Origin of the sequence: Mycolicibacterium iranicum (assembly GCF_014190915.1) — a bacterium.
Lineage (GTDB): Bacteria > Actinomycetota > Actinomycetes > Mycobacteriales > Mycobacteriaceae > Mycobacterium > Mycobacterium iranicum_B.
This window is the reverse complement of sequence record NZ_JACHVU010000006.1, coordinates 182,112-201,083: the sequence shown is the minus strand read 5'-3', so window position 1 is coordinate 201,083 and position 18,972 is coordinate 182,112. Positions and strand designations below refer to the sequence as shown.

Annotated in this window: 16 protein-coding genes; 8 read left to right on the top strand and 8 right to left on the bottom strand. The window is 68.5% G+C overall.

Going from position 1 to position 18,972, the window contains the following annotated elements:
* Positions 1-17: 17 nt before the first annotated feature.
* On the bottom strand, positions 18-2,192 hold the full coding sequence (locus FHR72_RS15415; RefSeq protein WP_183469509.1) for an Rv1355c family protein: 2,175 nt from the start codon (positions 2,190-2,192) through the stop codon (positions 18-20).
* Positions 2,189-2,941: a hypothetical protein gene (locus tag FHR72_RS15410; protein ID WP_183469507.1), complete on the bottom strand. Its 753-nt coding sequence runs from the start codon at positions 2,939-2,941 to the stop codon at positions 2,189-2,191. The genes FHR72_RS15415 and FHR72_RS15410 overlap by 4 nt, the downstream gene beginning before the upstream one ends.
* A 745-nt stretch (positions 2,942-3,686) precedes the next feature.
* Here FHR72_RS15410 and FHR72_RS15405 point away from each other — a divergent pair.
* From FHR72_RS15405 to FHR72_RS15395, 3 genes are all read left to right on the top strand, one after another.
* The gene (locus FHR72_RS15405; protein ID WP_183469505.1) at positions 3,687-4,139 is read left to right on the top strand and encodes a MaoC family dehydratase; all 453 of its coding nucleotides are present in this window, start codon (positions 3,687-3,689) and stop codon (positions 4,137-4,139) included.
* Between the two features lie 94 nt (positions 4,140-4,233).
* On the top strand, positions 4,234-5,574 hold the full coding sequence (locus FHR72_RS15400) for a flavin-containing monooxygenase (protein WP_183469503.1): 1,341 nt from the start codon (positions 4,234-4,236) through the stop codon (positions 5,572-5,574).
* Entirely contained in the window at positions 5,571-6,461 is an 891-nt protein-coding gene (locus FHR72_RS15395; protein WP_183469500.1) for an alpha/beta hydrolase, read from the top strand. The genes FHR72_RS15400 and FHR72_RS15395 overlap by 4 nt, the downstream gene beginning before the upstream one ends.
* On the opposite strand, the gene FHR72_RS15390 is transcribed toward FHR72_RS15395, so the two are convergent.
* Positions 6,455-7,276, bottom strand: coding sequence for a mycofactocin-coupled SDR family oxidoreductase (locus FHR72_RS15390; RefSeq protein ID WP_183469498.1), 822 nt, complete (start codon positions 7,274-7,276; stop codon positions 6,455-6,457). The two genes, FHR72_RS15395 and FHR72_RS15390, sit on opposite strands and share 7 nt — an antisense overlap.
* Positions 7,273-8,457 (bottom strand): acyl-CoA dehydrogenase family protein, encoded by a 1,185-nt coding sequence (locus FHR72_RS15385; RefSeq protein ID WP_183469496.1) that lies wholly within the window; start codon positions 8,455-8,457, stop codon positions 7,273-7,275. Before FHR72_RS15385 ends, FHR72_RS15390 begins: the two co-directional genes overlap by 4 nt.
* A gap of 116 nt (positions 8,458-8,573) precedes the next feature.
* Between FHR72_RS15385 and fabG the strand changes: the two genes are divergently transcribed.
* Genes fabG through FHR72_RS15360 form a run of 5 tightly spaced genes read left to right on the top strand, consistent with a single transcriptional unit; the run spans position 8,574 to position 13,667 of the window.
* Complete coding sequence (gene fabG, locus FHR72_RS15380; RefSeq protein WP_183469494.1) at positions 8,574-9,326, top strand: 3-oxoacyl-ACP reductase FabG; 753 nt, start codon at positions 8,574-8,576, stop codon at positions 9,324-9,326.
* Positions 9,323-10,540: an acetyl-CoA C-acetyltransferase gene (locus FHR72_RS15375; RefSeq protein WP_183469492.1), complete on the top strand. Its 1,218-nt coding sequence runs from the start codon at positions 9,323-9,325 to the stop codon at positions 10,538-10,540. The genes fabG and FHR72_RS15375 overlap by 4 nt, the downstream gene beginning before the upstream one ends.
* Positions 10,537-11,730 carry an acyl-CoA dehydrogenase family protein gene (locus FHR72_RS15370; protein ID WP_183469490.1) on the top strand — a complete coding sequence of 398 codons (1,194 nt, stop codon included), beginning with the start codon at positions 10,537-10,539 and terminating at the stop codon, positions 11,728-11,730. Before FHR72_RS15375 ends, FHR72_RS15370 begins: the two co-directional genes overlap by 4 nt.
* Before the next feature lie 3 nt (positions 11,731-11,733).
* Positions 11,734-12,402 (top strand): GntR family transcriptional regulator, encoded by a 669-nt coding sequence (locus FHR72_RS15365; protein ID WP_183469488.1) that lies wholly within the window; start codon positions 11,734-11,736, stop codon positions 12,400-12,402.
* A 50-nt stretch (positions 12,403-12,452) separates the two neighbouring features.
* Positions 12,453-13,667 (top strand): CaiB/BaiF CoA transferase family protein, encoded by a 1,215-nt coding sequence (locus FHR72_RS15360; protein ID WP_183469486.1) that lies wholly within the window; start codon positions 12,453-12,455, stop codon positions 13,665-13,667.
* 7 nt (positions 13,668-13,674) lie between these two features.
* Here FHR72_RS15360 and FHR72_RS15355 read toward each other — a convergent pair whose 3' ends face one another.
* From FHR72_RS15355 to FHR72_RS15340, 4 genes are read right to left on the bottom strand one after another with little or no spacing between them, the layout of a single operon-like run.
* Positions 13,675-15,195 carry a class I adenylate-forming enzyme family protein gene (locus tag FHR72_RS15355; protein WP_183469484.1) on the bottom strand — a complete coding sequence of 507 codons (1,521 nt, stop codon included), beginning with the start codon at positions 15,193-15,195 and terminating at the stop codon, positions 13,675-13,677.
* On the bottom strand, positions 15,188-16,747 hold the full coding sequence (locus FHR72_RS15350) for a class I adenylate-forming enzyme family protein (RefSeq protein ID WP_183469482.1): 1,560 nt from the start codon (positions 16,745-16,747) through the stop codon (positions 15,188-15,190). Before FHR72_RS15350 ends, FHR72_RS15355 begins: the two co-directional genes overlap by 8 nt.
* Positions 16,744-18,189 carry a class I adenylate-forming enzyme family protein gene (locus FHR72_RS15345; RefSeq protein ID WP_183469480.1) on the bottom strand — a complete coding sequence of 482 codons (1,446 nt, stop codon included), beginning with the start codon at positions 18,187-18,189 and terminating at the stop codon, positions 16,744-16,746. Before FHR72_RS15345 ends, FHR72_RS15350 begins: the two co-directional genes overlap by 4 nt.
* Positions 18,189-18,968 (bottom strand): enoyl-CoA hydratase/isomerase family protein, encoded by a 780-nt coding sequence (locus FHR72_RS15340; protein WP_183469478.1) that lies wholly within the window; start codon positions 18,966-18,968, stop codon positions 18,189-18,191. The genes FHR72_RS15345 and FHR72_RS15340 overlap by 1 nt, the downstream gene beginning before the upstream one ends.
* Between the last annotated feature and the right edge of the window lie 4 nt (positions 18,969-18,972).

Here is an 18,972-nt window from a genome sequence, read left to right as displayed (position 1 = left end):
GGACCTCCGTATCTGGTTCAGGTCGGCCCGCAATTCGAGCGGGTCGTGCGACCGGACATCTGTCGGCGTCTGCTCGGCACCGAAGGCCGTGGTGCGTAGCTGAGCCTGAGAATCAGGACCAACGACTCATCCGGTTCGATGTCGAGAGACGTTTCGAGAGAGTATTGCAGGTCGGCGAGGCGCTGGGAGTACGCCGGTGAGAGCGCGTCGAGCTCACCGCGGTCTCGGGCGTACAGGAAAGCAGGTGAAATGGGCTGCACGGCCAGCCCGTGTTCCTGCGCGTCGATCCACAGCGACTCCATCGCCGCGCCTCCCCGGACGTAGTCACAGAGCGTGGCGCCCCGAACGGATACGACGGCGACGGCGGACGCGGCGGCGACGGCCGAGTTCGTCGCGTCGCCCAGCGCCGACCCCGCATCCCACGACGCGAGATGGGTCATCACCTGCCCGTTGCGAAGAATTTCCAGGAACGCCATGTCGGCGTCGTCGAGTTCGAGGCTCCGGACGTCGATCCCGGTGTCGGCAAGCGGGTCTCCGGGCCAGCGGAGCTCGCTGATCATCTCCGTGTGCAGTACCGGGGTGAGGTACCTGATGCGATCGGCCTCCGCGAGCACCGACGCGATGTCGGCGATGTCGCTGCCGGCGGTGATCAGCCGCAGCCGCGCGCCCTCGTCCTCGACGCTGCGGGTCAGCGACGCGACCACATCGGCAGCGATCTCCGCGGCGGTGCCCGCGTGCCGGTTCGTCTCGCGCCGCATCATCGCGTCATGGCGACGGGCCAGTGCCGGATCGGCACCCGGGGTGACACGCACCACCGCCGTGATCGGGAACGGCCCCTCGCCGCGCCGACACTCGACGGCCGCCGTCAGATCGTGTGCGGCCGCGGCCACCCGGGCATTGAAGGTCGCGGCCCCGATCGCGACGGCGCTGCCCCGATAGCCGATGTCCATGGACGAGGTGAGTTCGGGATCGAGGCGGATCATGACGCTGTCGTCGCCGGGAATCAGTCGCCACGGTTGAGAGTTCCCGCCCGACGGCGCACGCGCTGCAGCCTCGGCGATGGCCGCCAGGGCATCAGAGGTGGCGGCCCGGTCGAGTTCCGGGTGGGCATCCGGCGGTGGACCTGCCCGTCGCGCGCGGTCGCCGCCGTCGTCGGCAGGGTCGGCGATGTCGTCGAGCATCGAAGGGATGTCGACCCGGACCCGGCCCGAGGGCAGGTTCTCGCCAAGCCCGATGCGTCGCACGGCTTCCGCGACCGAGGCGGCGCCGACGGCCACCTCGGAGGACAACTGCGGCCAGGTCGACAACGTCTTGCCCACCTCCAGCAGCGAGGCCTGCATCCGCGGGCGCAGCACCGCGGCGTCGATCACCCGCAACACGTGGGGCACCTTTTCCTTCGAGCTGAGACGGGCCAGCTGGGCGGCGTCCACGTCGCCCAGCAGACCGTGGAACACGGGTCGGCCGGGCTCCTGGTCGAAGCGCTCGACGTCGAGCAGCCCACCACTGCTGGTCGCCATCAACGTCGGCAACCGCCTGCTGCGGGCCGCGTCGCGGATCAGCAGCTTCACGTCGAGCGAATCGCACTCCTCGACCACGATGTCGAGACCGTCGAGGAACTCGTCGATCGAGTCGGGTGTGACGCCAGAGGGCATCACCTCCACCGGGAAGTACGGATCCAGCTCGGCGATCCGTCGTGCGCACGCGACGGCCTTGTTCACCCCGATGTCGAACACCGAGGCCGGAACCCGGTTGAGGTTGGTGACGTCGAGCACGTCGAAGTCGGACAGCCGCAGTGCACCGCACAGTCCTTCGGCAGCCAGCGCGTAGGCGATCGAGTGGCCGACGCTGAGCCCGACGACACCGACCCGCAGGGTCGAGAGTTTCGCGAGTTCGTCGTCGGTGATGAGGTAGCGGTTGCGGTCCAGGCGGGTCGACCGGAACTCGCGCGGACCCGACACCCGGATCACGGCTCGCCGCCACGGGTAGTACACCCACCGCCCGGCCTCGGCTCCGGGGTCGCCCCCGGGCCGGGGCCGAAACGGTTCGGCTGCGTTGCTGTCACCCACGGTCCGGTCCACGAATTCGATTGCCGCATCCGCATGTAGCGCGGCGAGCAACTTTTCGTCGGCCGGGTCCGAGAGGTCGAGGACCACAGGGCGGTGAGGATCGTCCGGGGTGTCGGCTTCGGTCATCGAGTGCTTGCGTGGGACGCGGCGGGGGTGCTCACGGCTCCTATTGTGACCGCCATCTGGCGCTGCTCGGCATAGAAGGCCGAAACCTGGGCAGGCTCAGCATGCTTGGCGAAGTTCACCCGGTCCCACCACGCGAGCTTGGTGTCGTAGCGTGCGTCTGGGTACGGAGTCGCCGGGATCTTCGAGGCCAGCACGCCGCCCGAGGACAGCCAGCGCTTCAGCACGTAGGACGCCGCGGTGGCGACGATGAACTGGATGTCGAGCAGGGTCATCGCGTGCAGGGGAGTGCGGGCGATCGCCGTGGTGAGGCGGCGGCTCTCGGCGGGATCATCGGTGACCCACGCGGTCTTCATCTCGGCGACACCGAACGGGATGCGGTCGGCGACCATCTTGTGGACCGCATCCTGACCGACCTGGCCGTCCCATTCCCGGACGGCATGGCATTCGTCCGCAGACCCGTAGGGTCCCCGGGCGCGCAGGCCTGCGACCACCCGTCCCGAGGTGTTCACGCAGGCGGCGAACAGCACGGTGTCGTGACCCCGTCGCAGGGCGTCCATGTCGAGAGCGGCAGCCACGCCGTGCTTCTGGTAGCTCTCGCACGCGCCGCTGACGTAATCCTTCCAAAGGTCGCGCTCGACAGTCGGAGACGCGTACACGACGGTGCATTCGGTCGCGGCATCCCAGTAGCTCGGGGTGGTCGCCAGGGAGGTGAAATCGGGGGTGGAGGAGCGAAACTCGGGAAGGGTCATTTTCGGTCCATTCTTCTGGGCAGCCGTTGTATTGGCCGCACTTCGTGGGGGATGTGTGCCGTTATCTGCACGCGCGTAAAGTATCTCGCGACAACGCCCTGAGATACCACTTATCGAGCTCCGGAAGCGGCCATTTCTTCGGCTTGTCCTCATTCGGTGCAGACGCTTCCCGCGCGAAGACAATAGAGGGGCTATCTATCGATATCCCGTCAATGCAGGTCAAATGCCCCTTCGGACCAGATAGCGAACAAAACCGACCCCGGCGACTACGTCGGTCAAGGGACACTGCGTTATTCGCGAAAAGTGCACCGGACGGGGGCGCGCCGACCCGAAGATCGGTATTTCGGCGAGTCGAATGCGGCCCTCGAAATGGTTACTGCCGGGTAACCGATAAACGCGCCGTGTTTTGGCAGCGAACGCCGGAGAATTTGACCGCGGCGTCGAAAGTTTGGCAAACAGATTTGCTGACCAGTCCGTGGATGTCGGGGATGCACGCTGGAATTGCGGTAATCGCCGGTACCCGATCGGATTGTGCGGCCGCTAATGCGACGGGCTGCCGAAAGAGTTGACGCAAAGACCCGGGTGTGGCCCGGGTGTGGACTTTCGGGCGGCACTCCCCAGGGACCCGTCGCGCCTCTCCGTGCCCGAACGCCGTTGCCGGGATATGGCACAGTGAGTGCTCGTCGGTTCCGTGGGACTCGCCGCGGTTTCGACACCGTGGAGCGGCTTTCAAAGGAGAAACGGCGTGAAGAAGTTCAACAATCTCGCAGAGTTCGTCGCGGCCGAAGGCACCCAACTGGGCCCCACCGAGTGGTTGGAGATCACCCAGGATCGTGTGAACCTCTTCGCCGATGCGACCGAGGACCACCAATGGATTCACGTCGATCCTGCGCGCGCGGCAGACGGGCCGTTCGGTGGACCGATCGCGCACGGCCTGCTGACGCTGTCCCTGTTGCCGTACTTCACCCATCAGCTCTACACCGTCGACAACGTGGCGATGGCGATCAACTACGGCTACAACAAGGTTCGATTCATCACACCGGTCCGCGTCGGAACCAAGCTGCGTGCCCGCGCCGAGATCTCCACGGTGGCCCAGCTCGACAACGCGGTCCAGGCGACGCTCAGCACGACGGTCGAGATCGAGGACTCCGACAAGCCGGCGGCGGTCGCCGAATCGATCGTGCGCTTTATCGGCTGACTTCACCGCGCCGCGCCGAGCCTCGTGATAGACAAACGTCAGGGAAAACTGACGTACGTCAAAAAGTGGCATGGCCTGCGCGTGAGGAGCGACGGTGGACAGAGCGGACCCGCATGTCGCGGTGATCGGTGCGGGTATCAGCGGACTGACCGCGGGCAAGATGCTCAAGGACTACGGCATTCGGTACACCACTTTCGAGGCATCGGATCGCATCGGCGGGAACTGGGCGTTCGGTAACCCGAACGGGCGCAGCAGTGCGTACCGATCGCTGCACATCGACACCTCGAAGCATCGGCTGTCGTTCAAGGACTTTCCGATGCCCGAGCAGTACCCGTCGTTCCCGCACCATTCGGAGGTCAAGGCCTACCTCGACGACTACGCGGCCGCCTTCGGTCTGCTGGAGCACATCGAGTTCGGCAACGGCGTCGTGCACGTGGCCAGAACGCAGGACGGCGGCTGGCGCATCATCGATCAGGCCGGCGCCGAACGCCGGTTCGATCTCCTGGTGGTCGCCAACGGACATCACTGGGATCCGCGCCTTCCGGACTTCCCCGGGGAGTTCGCCGGTGAGTCGATCCATTCGCACACCTATATCGACCCTGCGACCCCGCTCGCGCTGAGCGGCAAGCGCATCCTCGTCGTCGGGATCGGCAACAGTGCCGCCGACATCACCGTCGAGTTGTCCTCGAAGGCGCTGCGCAACCAGGTGACCCTGTCGACGCGGTCCTCGGCCTGGATCGTGCCGAAGTACATCGCGGGCCGTCCCGGTGACACTCTGTTCCGGACCTCGCCGTACCTGCCACTCTCGTGGCAACGCAAGGCCGTTCAGTTCATCGCACCGATGCTCGGCACCGACCCGACGATGTACGGTCTGCCGCCCGCCGATCACAAACTGTTCGAGGCGCACCCGACGCAGTCGGTCGAACTGCCGTTGCGCCTGGGCTCCGGTGACGTGACGCCGAAGCCGAATGTGGCCCGCCTGGACGGACACACCGTCCATTTCGTCGACGGCACCAGCGCCGAGTTCGACGTCATCATCTACGCCACCGGATACAACATCACGTTCCCGTTCTTCGATCCGGACTTCATCAGCGCGCCGGGCAACGCGATCCGGCTCTACAAGCGGATGTTCCTGCCCGGCATCGACGGTCTGGCGTTCATGGGCTTCGCGCAGGCGGTTCCGACGCTGTTCCCTTTCGTGGAGAGCCAGGCCCGGCTCCTGGCGGCCTACGCGATCGGTCGCTACGCGTTGCCGTCGGTCGCCGAGATGGAGCGCACCATCGATGCCGACCAGCAGTTGCACGCCGGACACTGCACCGACCGTCCCCGGCACACCCAGCAGGTCGATTACTTCATCTACGAACACGATCTTCGCCGGCGTGAGATACCGGCGGGCCTCGCGAGGGCGGAGCGCACCGCGGGGGCGGTGCGATGACGTACACCGAGGTCCATTTCGCCAGCGGCGACGATGTCTGCAGCGCATGGCATTTCGCTGCCGAAGCACCGCGGCGTCCGGTGGTGGTCATGGCGCACGGCTTCGGCGGCACCAAGGACTCGGGCCTCGAGCCGTTCGCGCGCAGGCTGGCCGCCGCCGGATTCGACGTCTTCGCTTTCGACTACCGTGGTTTCGGCGCCTCCGGCGGCACACCGCGCCAATCGCTGTCGGTCCGCCGCCAGCTCGACGACTACCACGCCGCCGTCGAGGCGGCCAAGAAGCTCGACGGTGTGGATCCGAGCCGGATCGCCCTGTGGGGGGCGTCGTTCTCCGGCGGCCACGTCCTGCGGGTGGCGGCCGAACGTGCCGACATCGGCGCAGTCATCTCGCTGACGCCGCTGACCAGTGGGCTCGCGGTCAGCCGCGCGGCCGCGTCGTCGCGCCGGGTCGGTACCTCACTGCGGTGGACTCTGGCCGGTGTCAAGAGCCGAATCAGCCTGCGGTGCGGGGGATCTCCCACGATGATGCCGCTGGTGGCGCCGGTCGGTGAGCCCGGGGCACTGGCTCTGGACGGCGCGTACGAGAGCTACACGGCGATCGCCGGCCCCACCTGGCGCAACGAGATCGACAGTTCGATCGGGCTAGAGGTGGTGGGGATCCGCACCGACGCGGCGGCCAGAAAACTTCGGTGTCCGCTGTTGGTTCAGATCGCCGATTTCGACCAGTACGTGCCCGCGGACTCCGCGGCGGCCACGGCCGCGCACGGCCGGGCCCAGGTGCATCACTATCCCTGCGACCACTTCGACGTGTGGCCCGGCAACGACTGGTTCGACAAGACCGTCACCGACCAGATCGCCTTCCTGAACCGGGTGCTGCCCGGTCAGTAGTGGGTCGAACCCTGGTCGACCGAGATCGCGCCCGCGGTCACGAACTTCGACTCGTCGCTCGCCAGCCAGCACACGGCGTCGGCGATGTCCTCGGGCTCGACCGCCCACGTCGGCAGGAACGGCGTCATCATGTTGGACAACTGGGGATTGGTCTCCATCGCCTTGCCCAGCGCGGTCACCATGTCGCCGGTGCCCATGTCGGTGAGGACCGGACCGGGGTGCACGCTGTTGACCCGGATCGAATGCCTGCCGAGTTCGGCGGCGAAAGCACGCGCCATGCCCGTCACCGCATGCTTGCTGGCGGTGTAGTGGATCATGAACGGCTGCAACTTGATTCCGGCCGCCGAGCTGATCAGCACGATGGATCCACCGCGGCCGCCGTCGATGATCTTCTGTGCGCCCGCCATGACGGTGTTCCACGTCCCCGTCACATTGATGTCCATCACGTCGCGGAAGTCCTCGGCGCTGATGTCGTCCCAGGCCTGCGGGGCTGTCACGCCGGCGTTGGCGACGATCACGTCCAGTCTGCCCAGCTCGGCGACCCCGGCATGCACGGTCTCGCGCAGCGCGTCGCCGTCGCGGACGTCGACCACCGAGGCGAGGATGCGGCGGCCCGTCGCCTCGACGAGGGCGACCGTCTCGTCGAGATCGGCGGGTGTGGCGTGAAGGTAGGGCACGCAGGGCGGTAGAGGGCCGGCGATGTCGACGGCGATGATGTCGGCGCCTTCGCGGGCCATCCGCACAGCGTGCGCCCGGCCCTGCCCTCGTGCAGCCCCGGTGATGAACGCGACCCGGCCCTGCAGTCGGCCGGTCACCGGTTGGCTTTCGCGTAGGCCTTGACGAGGCCGCCACCGACGATCAGCCTCTGGATCTCGCTGGTTCCCTCGTAGAGCCGCAGCAGCCGGACGTCGCGATAGATCCGCTCGACGGGCACTTCCCGCATGTAACCGCTTCCGCCGTGGACCTGAACCGCCAGATCGGCGACCTTGCCGGCCATCTCGGTGCAGAACAGCTTCGCCGCGGACGGCGCGATTCTGCGGTCCTGCTCGGTGATCCACTGCTGTGCGGTGTCCCGGACGAGCGCCCGTCCGGCGAGCACCCCGGTCTGCTGGTCGGCCAGCATGGCCTGCACCAGCTGGAATTCGCCGATCGGCGTCCCGCCCTGGGTCGCGGTGGCAGCGTAGGCCACCGATTCGTCCAGTGCCCGTTGCGCTGTCCCGACCGCCAGCGCGGCGATGTGCACCCGTCCGCGCGCCAGCGACACCATCGCCGCCCGGTAGCCGATGTCCTCCGCACCCCCGACCAGTGCGCTGTGCGGAACCCGCACGTCGGTGAAGCTGACGTCAGCGGTCCACGCCCCTTCCTGGCCCATCTTCTTGTCCTTGGCGCCGACCTCGACCCCCGGGGTGTCGGCGGGGATGAGGAAGACGGCGATGCCGGCGCCCTGCTCGTCGGCGGGGCGGCTCCGGGCGAAGGTGACGAACAGGTCGGCATCGGGAGCGTTGGTGATGTACTGCTTCTGGCCGTTGATGATCCAGTCGGCGCCGTCCTGCGAGCCGTCACGCACCGCCTTCGTCCGCAGCCCCGCGGGGTTGGAGCCCGCGCCGGGCTCGGTGAGGGCGAACGAGGCGACGACCTCGCCCGAGGCGATCCGCTCCAGCCAGGTCTTCTTCTGTTCGTCGGTGCCGTAACCGACGAGGACCTGGCCGGCGATGCCGTTGTTGGTGCCGAACATCGACCGCAGGGCAAGGGATGTGTAGCCGAGTTCCATGGCCAGCTCGACGTCCTGGGCGAGGTTCAGACCGAGGCCGCCCCACTCCTGTGGGATCGCATAACCGAAGAGCCCCATGGCTTTTGCCTGGTCGCGCAGATCATCGGGCACGCGGTCCGACGCAAGGATCTCCTGCTCGCGGGGGACGACGGCGGTGCGGACGAACTGTCGGGTCTGAGCCAGGATCGCCTGGAAATCCTCGTCGCTGACTTCGGCTGTCGTCATCGTCTGATGCTCCTCGGGGACTGGGTCGACTGGGCCCGCCTGACAGGCCGGCGATCGGCCAATATCGTATATGAAATACGATGACGATCCCGATGAGGGTTCCTACTGGCGTGAGGATGGGTGAACAGGTGTCATTGCTGACAGGTCGGACCGCTGTGGTCACCGGAGGGGCTCAGGGGCTGGGCTTCGCCATCGCGCAACGGTTCGTTGCGGAGGGCGCCCGCGTGGTGCTCGGGGACGTCAACATCGACGCGACGCAGGAGGCTGCCGACACCCTCGGTGGGGCCGAGGTGGCGCGTGCCTTCCGTTGCGACGTCACCGATTCCGGCGAGGTCGAGGCGCTGGTCGCGGCGGCCGTGGAGACGTACGGCGGTCTCGACATCATGATCAACAACGCCGGCATCACCCGCGACGCCACGATGCGCAAGATGACCGAGGACCAGTTCGATCAGGTGATCGCGGTCCACCTGAAGGGCACCTGGAACGGTCTGCGGGCCGCCGCAGCGATCATGCGAGAGAACAAGCGCGGCGCGATCGTCAACATGTCGTCGATCTCGGGCAAGGTCGGCATGGTCGGGCAGACCAACTACTCGGCGGCCAAGGCCGGCATCGTGGGCATGACCAAGGCGGCCTCCAAGGAACTCGCCTACCTCGGCGTGAGGGTCAACGCGATCCAGCCCGGGCTGATCCGGTCGGCGATGACCGAGGCCATGCCGCAACGGATCTGGGATTCGAAGGTGGCCGAGGTCCCCATGGGGCGCGCAGGGGAGCCCGAGGAGGTCGCGAACGTGGCCCTGTTCCTCGCCTCGGACCTGTCGTCGTACATGACGGGCACCGTCCTGGAGGTCACCGGCGGACGGCACCTGTGACGCGCGAGGCGGTCATCTGCGAACCGGTGCGGACCCCGATCGGCCGCTACAACGGCATGTTCCGGTCGCTGACCGCGGTCGAGCTGGGCGTCGTCGCGCTGCAGGGGTTGTTGGCCCGCACCGGTGTGGCACCGGAGGCCGTCGAGGATGTGATCGTCGGGCACTGCTACCCCAGCACGGAGGCGCCCGCCATCGGTCGGGTGATCGCGCTCGACGCCGGGCTGCCGGTGACGGTGCCCGGCATGCAGATCGACCGCCGGTGCGGTTCGGGTCTCCAGGCGGTCGTGCAGGCGGCGATGCAGGTCGCCGGCGGTGACAACGATCTGGTGGTCGCGGGCGGTGCCGAGTCCATGAGCAACGTGGTGTTCCACTCCACCGACATGCGCTGGGGCGGGGCGCGCGGGGGCATCACCGTGCACGATGCGCTCACACGGGGCCGAACCACCGCAGGCGGCAAGCACCACCCGGTGCCCGGAGGAATGCTGGAGACCGCGGAGAACCTGCGCCGCGAATACCGCATCCCGCGTGAGGAACAGGACGAGCTCGCGGTGCGGTCCCACCGGCGCGCGGTCGACGCGCAGACCGCGGGGCTGCTCGCCGAGACCATCATTCCGGTGACGGTGTCCAGCCGGTCGGGCGAGGAGGTCGTCGACACCGACGAGCATCCGCGCGCCGACACGTCGGTCGAGGCGCTGGCCAAGCTCACTCCCGTTCTCGGCAAGCAGGACTCGGAGGCCACGGTGACGGCGGGCAATTCCAGCGGCCAGAATGACGCCGCCGCGATGTGTCTGGTCACCACGCCGGAGAAGGCCGCCGAACTCGGATTGCGGCCGCTGGTGCGCATCGTGTCGTGGGGTGTCGCCGGGGTGGCCCCCAAGGTGATGGGAATCGGGCCGGTGCCCGCCACCGAGCGCGCCCTTGCCAAGGCCGGGCTGACGCTGGCCGACATGGACCTGATCGAGCTCAACGAGGCGTTCGCCGCGCAGGCCTTGGCCTGTCTGCGCGAATGGAAGTTCACCGATGCGGATCTGGAGCGCACCAACGTGCACGGTTCCGGGATATCGCTGGGTCATCCTGTCGGCGCGACCGGCGGGCGGATGCTTGCCACGCTGGCGCGCGAACTGACCCGCCGTGACGGCAGGTACGGCCTGGAGACGATGTGCATCGGCGGCGGCCAGGGGCTGGCCGCGGTGTTCGAGAGGGTGGCGCAGTGACCAGGCTCGCCCAGACTCTCGGGCTGACGGAGTTCCAGACCGAGATCGTCTCCACGGTGCGGCAATTCGTGGACAGGGAGGTCATCCCGGCCGCCCAGGAGCTGGAGCATGCCGACGCCTATCCGCAGGCGATCGTCGACGCCATGCGCGAGATGGGGTTGTTCGGGCTGATGATCCCCGAGGAGTACGGCGGGCTGGGGGAGTCGCTGCTGACGTACGCCCTGTGCGTCGAGGAACTCGCCCGCGGATGGATGAGCGTGTCGGGGGTGATCAACACTCACTTCATCGTCGCCTACATGATCCGCCAGCACGGCACCGCGGCCCAGAAGGCGTCCTACCTCCCGCGGATGGCCACCGGGGAGACCCGCGGCGCATTCTCAATGTCCGAGCCCGAACTGGGTTCCGATGTCGCGGCGATCCGGACGCGTGCCAGGAACAACGGCGACGGCACCTACACCATCGACGGCCAGAAGATGTGGCTGACCAACGGCGGGAGTTCGACCCTGGTCGCCGCCCTGGTCCGCACCGACGAGGGCGCCGAGAAGCCACACCGGAACCTGACGGCGTTCCTGGTCGAAAAGCCCACGGGCTTCGGCGAAGTCGCGCCCGGGCTCACCATCCCGGGGAAGCTGGACAAGCTCGGCTACAAAGGTATCGACACGACCGAGCTGATCTTCGACGGATACCGGGCCGACGCCACGGACATCCTGGGTGAGGCGCCGGGTCAGGGTTTCTTCCAAATGATGGACGGCGTCGAGGTGGGGCGGGTCAACGTGTCGGCGCGGGCCTGTGGCGTCGGGGTGCGGGCATTCGAGCTCGCGGTCCGCTATGCCCAGCAGCGCAGCACCTTCGGCAAGCCGATCGCCGAGCACCAGGCCATCGCATTCCAGTTGGCCGAGATGGCGACCAAAGTCGAGGCGGCGCACCTGATGATGGTCAATGCCGCCCGGCTCAAGGACTCCGGGGACCGCAACGACGTGGCCGCGGGTATGGCCAAGTACTTCGCGAGCGAGGTGTGCGCCGAGGTCACCCAGCAGAGCTTCCGGATCCACGGTGGCTACGGCTATTCCAAGGAGTACGAGATCGAGCGGCTGATGCGCGACGCGCCGTTCCTGCTCATCGGCGAGGGCACCAGCGAGATCCAGAAGAACATCATCAGCAAGCGGTTGCTGGCGGACTACCGGGTCTAGCCGATGAGCATCCCTGAATTCGCGGCGCGGCCGCAGCTCGCCGAGGACGTAGCCCGGTTCGTGCGGCGGCGCATCTTCGAGGGCACCTATCCGGCCGGACAGTACATCCGGCTCGAACAGCTGGCCGACGAACTCGGAATCAGCGTCACCCCGGTCCGGGAGGCACTCTTCGGGCTGCGTGCCGAAGGATTGCTCACCCAGTTGCCCAGGCGCGGTTTCGTCGTCCTGCCGATCACCCGGCGCGACATCGCCGACGTCTCGGACGTTCAGGCCCACATCGGCGGGGTGCTCGCCAGCCGCGCCGCCGAGCACATCAGCGATGAGCAGTTGCGCGATCTCAACCGCATCCAGGACAGGCTCGAAGTCGCCTACCGCGCCGACGATCACGAGGCCGCGGTACGGCTGAACCACGAGTTCCACCGTGGGGTGAACGTCGCGGCCGGGTCGCCGAGGCTGGCTCAGTTGATGGGGCAGATCACCCGATTCGCCCTGGAGTCGGTCTATCCGACCGTCGAAGGTTGGCCGGCGCACTCCATGCGGGACCACCGGCTCCTTCTGGCCGCGCTGCGGGAGCGCGACGCCGAAGGTGCCCGCGCCGCGATGTCGGCGCACCTGTGCGCCGCCGCCGGGCCGTTGATCGACCACCTCACCCAGCGTGGCGTCATCGGCTGACGACGGTGTTACCGTAACGCTTACAGTCAGCAGCTCGGCGGAGGCGGTTCATGAGCGTGGGTGCGGAATCTGCCGGCGGCGCCGCCGTCCTCGACGGCATCCGCGTCCTGGACTACGGACGTTTCATCGCCGCGCCCTGGTGTTCGGCGCTGCTGGCGGACATGGGCGCCGACGTGATCCGGGTCGAGAAGCGCGAGGGCGGTGAGGATCGCTGGGTCCAGTCGGTCACCGAAGGCGGTGAAGGCGGAACCTTCCTGCAGTGCAACCGCAACAAGCGCTCACTCACGCTCGACACCACCACCGAAGAGGGCCGCGAGATCACCCGCAAGCTGGTGGCGGGGGCCGACATCGTCGTGGCCAACATGCCCGCTGCCGGGATGCGCTCCAGCGGTCTGGACTACGACACGCTGCGCGCCGTCAAGCCGGACGTCATCCTCGCCAGCGCCACGGCCTACGGCGAAGGGGGCCCGTACAGCGAGCGGATCGGATTCGACGGCGCCGGTCAGGTCATGTCGGGCGCGGTGTACCGGCAGGGGCTGCCCGACCAGCCGATCCGAACCGTGGTGCCGTACGCCGACTTCGGCACCGCGTTGACGTTGACGATCGGGGTCATGATGGCGCTGTTCCATCGCGACCGCACCGGGCGGGGACAACACGTCGAGGGGGCCTTGCTTCCCACGGCGATGATGCTGTCGAACGCCTTTCTCATCGAGCGCGACCTGCTCGGGATCGACAAACCTCGGATGGGCAACCAGGGGGCGTCGGTGGCGCCGTGCGACCTGTACCGGACGTCGGACGACGGCTGGGTGCTCCTGCAGATCGCGGGTCCGTCGATGTTCGCGCGCTGGTGCAGGCTGGTCGGCAGGCCGGAATTGCTCGACGATGCGAGGTTCGCCGACGACGACTCGCGATGGCGCCACGGCGACATCCTCAACGACATCATGGCGCGGTGGTGCGCCGGGAGGACCAAAGCCGAGGTACTGCAACTCCTGGAGCGGGCCAAACTCCCTGCGGCGCCGATGCATTCCACCCAGGATGTGCTCGACGACCCCCATGTGGCGGCGATGGGGTATCTGAAACGGGTGCCGTTCCCCGGGGCGGCGCACGACGTGCCCATCCTCGACACGCCGTTCCGGCTGTCGGCGACCCCCGGGCAGATCCGGCGCCGCGCCCCCCTGCTCGGGGAGCACACCGCGGAGATCCTCGGTGAGATCGGCTACACCGACGAACAGGTCGCCGCCCTGCGCGAGCGCAATGTGGTGTGAGCTGTGCTCAGGCGCGGTCGATGAGAGCCCGCAGGCCCACCACGTCGACCTTCCCTGTGCCGCCCCGCGGAACGGCCCGGTCGTCGGCGAGAAGTGCCCAGCGCGTCGGCACCTTGAAACTGCTGAGCACGGTGCGTGCCGCCGAACGTAGCTGGTCGACTACGTCGGCGCCGTCGAGCGGCCCGTCGCAGACGACGGCCGCGCCGACACGGTTGCCCTGGCCGTCAGGAACATTGGTGGCATAGGCGGCCCGCACGCCGGGCAGGGTGCGCAGCGCCCGTTCCACCTCGGCGGGATACACGGTGGCGCCGTTGACCTTGAACATGTCGTCGCAGCGTCCGTGGTAGAACGGGAAACCCTGCGGGGACAGGTGTCCGAGGTCGCCCGTCGGGTAGTAGCCGTCGGCGGTGAACACCTCGTCGCGGGTGCGACCGCAGATCCCCCGCAGCGTGTGCGGACCCCGGAGCTGGATCATGCCGACCTCACCCGCCGGTAGCTCCTCGCCGCTGTCGGGATCGACGATGCGGACCTGCGTTCCGTCGAACGGCTTTCCGCAACTGCCCCAGGCGTCTTGGGGCATGTCGGTGTCGGCGGGATAGCCGCTGTACGGACCGAAGGACTCCGTCATGCCGAACAACCGGGCGCGGGCTCCCGGACGGGACCGCAACCGCGACGGGAGGAGCGCCTCCAGGCTGCCGGGCTGCAGGTGCGACAGATCGACGCCGGAGCTGTCGAGGTGCCGGGCCAGGGCCTCGGCCTGATCGGGCCATCCCCGGAACAGGGTCACGCGCTCCGCGGCGAGGAGGCGCAGCGTCGAATCGGGCTGCGGTGCAGGCTCGGTGACCAGGGTGGCCCCGGCGACCAGGGCGGACAGCAGGCCGCCCGCGAGGCCGCCGACCCAGAAGAACGGCATCGGCAGGTACAGCCTCGTGTCGCTTCCGATGCAGCGGGCGGCGAGGCCGGACGCGACGGCACCGATCGCGCTGCCGTGCGAATGCAGGACGCCCTTGGGGGGACCGCTGCTGCCCGAGGTGAATACGATCGCCATCGGGTCGGCGGGCCGGACGCCGCGGGCCATCGCCGCACCGACTGCGGCAGTCGACGAAGCGGTGGGGAGCGCAAGCATCTCAGCGGGGGTCCGCACCGTGCGCAGCGCGGGCGGCCTCGGCTCGAGGCCGTCGGAGAAGTGGCGGCCCCGGAACTCCTCCACAGCGATCAGGTGCTGGACCGAGGCGGTGTGTAGTTGCGCGGCGAGTTCGGGCGGCGACAGCAGTGTGCTGAGTGGGACGAGGATCGCGCCGACGCGCATCGCGGCCAGCGCGATCGTCGCCCACGACACCCCGTTGGGCATCAGCAGACCGACCCGGGTGCCCTTGCCGATCCCGGCCGCGATCATCGCCGCTCCCAGATCCGCTGTGGCGGCGTCGAGGTCGCCGTAGGTGATCCGCTCGTCCGGGTCGACGACAGCTTCCTTCCCGCCCTGCAGCGCTGATCGGGCGCGGAGCAGTCCGTCGATGGTGTCACTCATCGAAAAGCCTCCGCAGTGCGGCCGGATCGACTTTCCCCGAGGAGAGTACGGGGATGTCACGGTGCCTGACGGCGATCACCCGGCGCGGCACCTTGTAGGCCGAGACCTCGGAGCGCAGCGCCGCTACGACGGTGTCGTGGTCGAAGGTGGTGCCGTCATCGGTGGCGATGACCGCGCCGACGATCTGCCCGCGGTCGGCATCGTCGAGGCCCACCACGTGCACCGCGACGCTGGAGTCGATGATCGAGAGTGCCTCGGTGAGAGGTCTTTCGACCTCCGCAGGGGCGACGTTGGCGCCCGCGGTCTTGATCATCGCGCCGGACCGCCCGAGGTAATAGAAGACGCCGTCGGGGTCGCGACGCACGATGTCACCGGTGGGGAACCAGCCGTCGGCGTCGAAGGTCTCCTCTCGGCTGCGGCCGTAGTAGCCCTGCATCAGCAACGGCCCACGCACGTGCAGTTCTCCGACGGAGCCACCCTCGGGGCCCACGATGCGTGCCTCGAACTCCGGGGCGAGGAATCCGTAGGACCCCCTGCGGGACTCCGGCTGGTCGGATTCGTCACCGCTGAGCAGGAGGACACCGCCGGCTTCTGTCATGCCGAGCATGTTGTGCCGCAGCTGGGGGTCGCTCGGGCGGACGTCGGGGGCCATGATCGGGTAGAGGTTGCCGCGGCGGGCCGACAGAGCGCGGCCGCCGATGCTGTGGTGGCGGGCCAGGTGGGCGATCCCGGCGACGAATCCGTTGGTGACGGTGGGTTTCTCGGTTTCGATCAGGTCGAGCGTCTCCGCGGCGTCGGTGGCGTTCGAGCAGATGAGGGTCGCCCCGGCCACGAGCGTGGCGAGCAGCGCGAACGCGAAGCCGCCGATCCAGAAGAACGGCGAGTTGCAGAACAGCCGGTCGGCCTCGGTGAAGTGCCGTATTGCGTTGAGATTGCGTTGATGCCGCAGCAGCGAGGCGTGCGTGTGAACCACGCCCTTGGGCGCGCTCGTCGAACCCGAGGTGTAGATGACGGCCAACACATCCGAGCCGGCGACGTCGTCCTGCAACGCGGTCCACAACGGCTCGTCGGAGGAGGCGGCGGTGTCGTCCGGATCGACGAGGACGTGGCGCAGTACCGGGGTGTCGGTGCTGTACAGCGGATCTGCACCGGTGAGGGGGACGCCGATCGCGGCGGTCAGATCCGGCACGTAGTCGCGACCGCGGAAGCTCCGCGCGGCGAGCAGGACGCGGACGTCGCTGTCGGCCAGCTGCCGGCGCAACTCCGGCGGTGTGCTGAAGGTGGAGAACGGGACCACCACCGCCCCGATCCTGGCGGCGGCCAGTGCGGCGGTCACGAACTGCGGGCCATTGGGAAACAGCACACCGACGTGCACGCCCTTGCCGACGCCCAGCCCGACGAGGCGTTGAGCCAACGCCGCCGATCGGGTGTCGGCCTCGGCGTAGGACAGGCGTTGCGCGTCGCAGATCAGCAGGGGCGCATCGCCACGCCGCCGCTGTGTGGCCAGGATGTCGCCGAGTGTCGGCGCGACGGCCGTCACCGCGGTCGTCATGGCGGGGGGAAGTGGGAGCGGACGGCGGTCAGGTCGGGCTTGCCCGACGGCGTGCGGGGGATCTCGTCGGTGATCACCACCGCGGTGGGGATCTCGTAGCGCGCCAGCCGTGTCTGCAGATGGGCGAGCAACTCGGTGGTCGAGGTCGTCGCGTCCGGGCGCAATTCGACGAGCGCAGCGGGTGTTTCGCCGAGGCGTGGGTCCGGCACACCCACCACGGCCGCGCCGGCCACGGCGGGGTGGCTTTCGAGCGCCGTCCTGACGTCGTCGGGCATCACCTTGAACCCGCCGCGGATGATGGCCTGATCGGCCCGCCCGAGGATCCAGACGAAGCCGTCGGTGTCGATGCAGGCGAGGTCCGTGGTCCGCAGCCAGTCCGAGCTTCCGGCCATCTGGGCGGGGATGACCTCCAGCAGGCCCTGCTCCCCGGCGGGCAGGGGACGACCGTCGTCGTCGACGACGCGAAGGCGGGCACCGGGGTTCGCTCGCCCGACGCTGCCCCGCTTGCACTGCCAGTACTTCTGATGATCGGCCAGCGTCCAGCCGGCGACGCCACCACCGAATTCGGTGGCCGCGTAGGACGTCAGCACCGGGACGCCGAACTTCTCGGTGAAAGCGTCCGCATCGTCGGCCGACAGCGGCGCCGTCCCGGAGGTCACCGCGCGCACACCGGCGAGGTCCTCCCGGGTCAGCGCCGAGTGCAGGACCGTGCGCAGCGCCGCAGGGACCAGGGAGACCGCCCTGGGGCGGTGTTCGCGGACGGCTTCGGCCCACTGCTGCAGGTCGAATTTCGGCAGCAGCACGAAGGGGCGTGCCTCGGCCAGGCACAGCAGAACACGGAACACCCCGCCGACGTGGACCAGCGGTGAGTTCACGATGGCGACGCCGCGGCGGACCTGCGTGGGGGCGGCCGACGATTCGGGGTCGGGGCCCATCACGCTGCGCGCCAGCATGTCGTAGGTCAGATCGACACGTTTGGGGGGACCGGTGGTCCCGCTGGTCAGCATGCGGACCGCCACCCCCGGGCGGGCGGCCGCGTCCCGCACGTCGCGACGGGTGACCTGCGGGGCGTCGTCGAGGTCCCCGATCGCGACCGTCGTGGCGCGGGCGTCTGCCGCCAGTGTGGCGAGGTCGCCCCCGGTGCCGATGAGCACCGGTAGGTTCAGGGTCGCGATGTCGTCCCGTGCCCGGTCGTCCCCGCGCGCCGGGTTGATCGCCACCGCGGTGCCGCCACCGGACAGCACGCCGAGCAGCGCTGCGACATGAACAGGAGTGTTGCGCAGCATGATTCCGGCCTGGTCGGTACCGGTCACGGCAGCGATCCGGCGGGCCAGGGCGCCGATCTGACCCCAGCTGTGCCACTGGCCGCCGAACTGGATCGCCGGCGCCGCGGCGTCGAGGCCCACGACGTCGTCGATGCGCCGCGAGAGGGGATGGGCCATCACCGGATCCGCGGCGCCGAGGTGGGCGGCTGTCGCTGCGCCAGTTCGGCCTTACCGATCGGATTGCCCAGCCGCGTGTAGATCAACCCCTGGTCCATGGCGGCGCGGTAGGGCTTGTCCAGCGATTCCCAGATCGCCTTGACGGTGCCCTGGGTGGCGGTGGGCGGTTTGGCTGCGATGGCAGTGGCGATCGCGTGGGCCCGGGGCCACAGGTCGTCCTCGGCGACCACTTCGGTGACCAGGCCGATCCGCAGCGCCGTCTGCGCGCCGACCCGTTCGTCGTTGCCCATCAACGCCATCCGGAGTGTCTCACCCAGGCCGACCCGCCGCATCAGGCCCACCGGCTCGAGGGCGGACACCAGGCCGGCGCTGACGTGGGAGTCGAAGAAGGTGGCGCCGTCCGAGCAGATCACGATGTCGGCCTCGTTCACGAAGTACAGCGCCCCGGCGGTGCACATGCCCTGCACGGCGCACACCACCGGTTTCCACATCTTCTGCCACTTGGGGCTGAGCAGCTCGCCCGGATCTTCGTGGTTCCAGACGATGTTCGGTTGGCCGTAGGTCGATTTCACATCGAGCCCGGCGCTGAAGGCGCGGTCGCCGGCTGCCCGCAGCACCACCGCGTTGATGTCTTCGTCGTCCTTGATGACGTGCCAGATGTCGCGCATCTCCCGGCACATCGCGCGGTTGAACGAGTTGAGTGCCTCGGGACGGTTGAGCGTGACCGTGGCCACGCGGGATTCGTGGTCGAGGTCGAGGGCGATCGTGTCGTAGGTCATCGAT

Bases quoted from the DNA above. Each gene is read 5' to 3' on its own strand.
- FHR72_RS15355 (WP_183469484.1), bottom strand. From the start codon at position 15,195: ATGAGTGACACCATCGACGGACTGCTCCGCGCCCGATCAGCGCTGCAG.
- FHR72_RS15360 (WP_183469486.1), top strand. From the start codon at position 12,453: ATGAGCGTGGGTGCGGAATCTGCCGGCGGCGCCGCCGTCCTCGACGGC.
- FHR72_RS15385 (WP_183469496.1), bottom strand. From the start codon at position 8,457: ATGACGACAGCCGAAGTCAGCGACGAGGATTTCCAGGCGATCCTGGCT.
- FHR72_RS15415 (WP_183469509.1), bottom strand. From the start codon at position 2,192: ATGACCGAAGCCGACACCCCGGACGATCCTCACCGCCCTGTGGTCCTC.
- fabG (WP_183469494.1), top strand. From the start codon at position 8,574: ATGGGTGAACAGGTGTCATTGCTGACAGGTCGGACCGCTGTGGTCACC.
- FHR72_RS15345 (WP_183469480.1), bottom strand. From the start codon at position 18,189: ATGGCCCATCCCCTCTCGCGGCGCATCGACGACGTCGTGGGCCTCGAC.
- FHR72_RS15410 (WP_183469507.1), bottom strand. From the start codon at position 2,941: ATGACCCTTCCCGAGTTTCGCTCCTCCACCCCCGATTTCACCTCCCTG.
- FHR72_RS15340 (WP_183469478.1), bottom strand. From the start codon at position 18,968: ATGACCTACGACACGATCGCCCTCGACCTCGACCACGAATCCCGCGTG.
- FHR72_RS15395 (WP_183469500.1), top strand. From the start codon at position 5,571: ATGACGTACACCGAGGTCCATTTCGCCAGCGGCGACGATGTCTGCAGC.
- FHR72_RS15365 (WP_183469488.1), top strand. From the start codon at position 11,734: ATGAGCATCCCTGAATTCGCGGCGCGGCCGCAGCTCGCCGAGGACGTA.
- FHR72_RS15350 (WP_183469482.1), bottom strand. From the start codon at position 16,747: ATGACGACCGCGGTGACGGCCGTCGCGCCGACACTCGGCGACATCCTG.